A 3,325-nucleotide genomic window follows, 5' to 3' on the forward strand; every position below is an offset into this window, starting at 1 on the left:
CGAAAATCCTCGCGGATTTTCTATTCGGTTTTTATTTGCTAAATTAGGTGCTTAAAACACGCAACAAACCATATACATACTCGTTGTGGTTAATTAAAACGAAATTCGAACAATTAATCAAATTACGGAAATCCGTAAATAAAATATAAATAAATTTATAATATTCGAACGAAATATTTTTAAAAATTGTAGGTATTCAACATTTTTGAATATTCAATAATTATATAAAGATTGTGCTTAATTAAAAAACGAAACTGAAATGACATTTTTACTAATTATTTGTATTATAATTATTATTGTTTTACTCTCAAAAAACTCTAAAATAAAAAAAGAAAGAGATAAAAAGGAGAAAGAAAACTCAACTTTAAATCAAGAGTTAGAAAAAGAAAAAAATGACTTTTCAGTTTATAAAGAATCTACGGAATATCTAAAGAAATATGAGCCAATTAGGAATATTGAAGAAGAATTGAAAAGAGTTTCTAACGAAATTGTAGAAAAGATTGCAAAAAATACGATTGAAATGGAAGAAGTTATTGAAACTTCAAAATCAGAAGCTAATGCTATAAGAAAAGAAGCTCGTGAAAAAGCAACTGAAACAAAAAACAGAGCTGAAATTATATTAGAAAATGCTCATCAAATTGCAACAAAAATTGAAAATGAAGCTAATACAAAAGCGGAAAATATAGCAGGAGAAGCTTGGGAAGCTAAAAATAATGCTGAACAGTATCAAAAAACTGTAAAAGCAATGAAAAACATCATTAAAGGATATGGAGACGAATATTTAATTCCTAACCATTCACTTTTAGACGATTTAGCAGAAGAATATAATCATAAAAAAGCTGGTCAAGAACTTGCACAAATTAGAACACTAATAAAATCTATGATTAAAAACAATGAAGTTGCAGAGTGTGATTATGTTGAAACTCATAGAAAAATAACTGCAATAGAATTTGTATTAGATGCTTTTAATGGAAAAGTTGATACTATATTGGCTAAAGTTAAGCACGACAATTATGGCAAACTTCAACAATCGTTAAAAGATGCTTTTCGTCTTGTAAATCATAATGGAAAAGCTTTTAGAAATGCAAGAATTACAAATAGATATTATGAAACTGTATTAGAACAATTAAAATTAGCTGTTACTGTTCACGAAATAAAGAAACAAGATTTACAAGAACAACGAGAAATACGAGATGCAATTCGAGAAGAAGAGAAAGCAAGAAGAGATTTTGAAAGAGCAAGAAAAGAAGTAGAAAAGGAAGAAAAAATGCTCGAAAAAGCAAGAAAGGAAATTGAAGAAAAATTATTGAAAGTTGCAGACGAAGACAGAGCAAAATTTGAGCAAGAATTAGAAGAAATTAAACAAAAATTATTAATAGCCGAAGAAAAAGGACAAAGGGCTTTATCTATGGCTCAACAAACAAAAAGAGGACACGTTTATATAATTTCAAATGTTGGTTCATTTGGAGAGAATGTATTTAAAATTGGACTTACGAGAAGATTAGAGCCTTTAGACAGAGTTAAGGAGTTAGGAGATGCGTCTGTTCCATTTACATTTGACGTTCACGCAATGATTCATTCAGAAGATGCACCAAGATTAGAAAAAGAATTACACGAAACTTTTAATTCAGAAAGAGTTAATAAGGTAAATTACAGAAAGGAATTCTTCTCAATTCCAATTAGTGAAATTAAAGCCAAAGTTGACACATTTGAATTAGAAGCACATTGGACAATGAAATCAGAAGCTTTAGAATACAGAGAAAGTGTAGAAATGAAAAAAAGACAGTTAGAAGAAACAAATAACTAACCACAACAACGTATATAAAAAATAGCGGTTTACGTGTTTAAACGAAAATGAATTTTATAAATTTAAGGTCAGTTATAATCCGAAAAGTTAGTGAGTAAAATCCGCTACTTTTCATATACAAAACCGTTAACTGTAATAACGCAGCGCAACCAAATTCGGAACTTTAAGCAAAAAAAATCAAGTTGCTTAAGCCGAATTGAATGCAAAAATCTCACTCGAATTCTGAATTTTAAAACGTTAGATTGATAAACACAACGCACGAATTTCTCACTCGAAATCTGAATAAAAATACGTTGGAATTTTAGCTCGTTTGATTAATTAGAATTGGAATCTCACTCAATCCGAATTCTCACTCAAATCCGAATTGAAAACTGCGGAAATTCACTCAGTCGGAATTTTAGCAAGTTTGCAAAAGCCGAACTTAACGGAAATCGAGCATCGCTCGATTTTTTTTTATAAATTAGAAGTTTAATAATTAAAATTAATTCAGAATCATCGGAATATAAATATTGTGGAATATCAAGAAATCGAAAACACTTAAATAAATAAAAACCATGTAATTACTACAGTTAACACCGTGTATAATTAATTGCTTTATAGAGCTTACGTACGAAAATCCTCTCGGATTTTCTATTCCGTAAATATTTAGTAACTTAGTTGCCAAACCACGCAACTAACTCATACACAAACACGTTGGCTACAATAAAAAAAAACTACCTCAAATGAAACGACTTTTTACAATCTTAATTTTGACTTTATTAATTAGTTGCAATAATGAAAGACCTGAACCAAATTATTATAGAAACCAATTTACAGGAGAATTATTGAACAAAGCGGAATTTCAAGAATTTCAAACATCTTTTTATTTAAATTATAAAGATTCAATCGAAAAACCGAAAATAATTTGGAAATTTTTTAAACTGGATAAATCTGCCGATTCGATAATTCAGAATTTTAAGTATGATATGAGAATTGGAGATAAATATATAGTTCGAGCCCAAGATTATAAAAAAATTGGAATGAAAATTCCTGTACAGAATTTTAAATCAATTGATGGAGAAGAAATAACAATTGGTGGAAAACAAGATAAACCGACATTGATAAATCTATGGTTTATTCAATGTCCTGGCTGTATCGCTGAAATGCCAGCTCTGAATAGATTAAAGGAGAAATATTCTGAAAAAGTCAATTTTGTAGCTTTAACTTTTGAAAAGGAAGAAGACGTTCGGAAATTTTTAAAGAAACGGGAATTTGAATTCAACCATATAGTAAATGTTGAGCCTTTTATAAAGGAAATAGCATCATATCCTTATCCAGAAAATATTTTCATTGACAAAAACGGAACAATTACAAGTATAGAAGGTCCACTACCAAGTCATTTGGATACTGATGTTAATGTGGCGATTGAATATTTTGAAAGAATAATCATAAAATTACTGTAGCCAACAAAGTACTGTGGTAAAAAACAAGTAAAAACTTATTAATTTATTGCTAAAGTACTTCTGTAATTATTATCAT

The 3,325-nt window shown here is 28.8% G+C and carries 2 protein-coding genes; both read left to right on the plus strand.

Annotated features, from left to right (window positions below; translation table 11 throughout):
* Window positions 1-259: 259 nt before the first annotated feature.
* Window positions 260-1,807: an SNIPE associated domain-containing protein gene (locus HSX10_RS18485; protein ID WP_173589735.1), complete on the plus strand. Its 1,548-nt coding sequence runs from the start codon at window positions 260-262 to the stop codon at window positions 1,805-1,807.
* A gap of 722 nt (window positions 1,808-2,529) precedes the next feature.
* Window positions 2,530-3,249, plus strand: a complete 720-nt coding sequence (locus tag HSX10_RS18490; RefSeq protein ID WP_173589736.1) for a TlpA family protein disulfide reductase — start codon at window positions 2,530-2,532, stop codon at window positions 3,247-3,249.
* Window positions 3,250-3,325: the final 76 nt, after the last annotated feature.

This window comes from Winogradskyella undariae (assembly GCF_013285155.1).
Taxonomy (GTDB): domain Bacteria; phylum Bacteroidota; class Bacteroidia; order Flavobacteriales; family Flavobacteriaceae; genus Winogradskyella; species Winogradskyella undariae.

What these genes read in the sequence shown, in the direction of transcription:
- HSX10_RS18490 (WP_173589736.1), top strand. Translation starts at nt 2,530, where the DNA reads ATGAAACGACTTTTTACAATCTTAATTTTGACTTTATTAATTAGTTGC.
- HSX10_RS18485 (WP_173589735.1), top strand. Translation starts at nt 260, where the DNA reads ATGACATTTTTACTAATTATTTGTATTATAATTATTATTGTTTTACTC.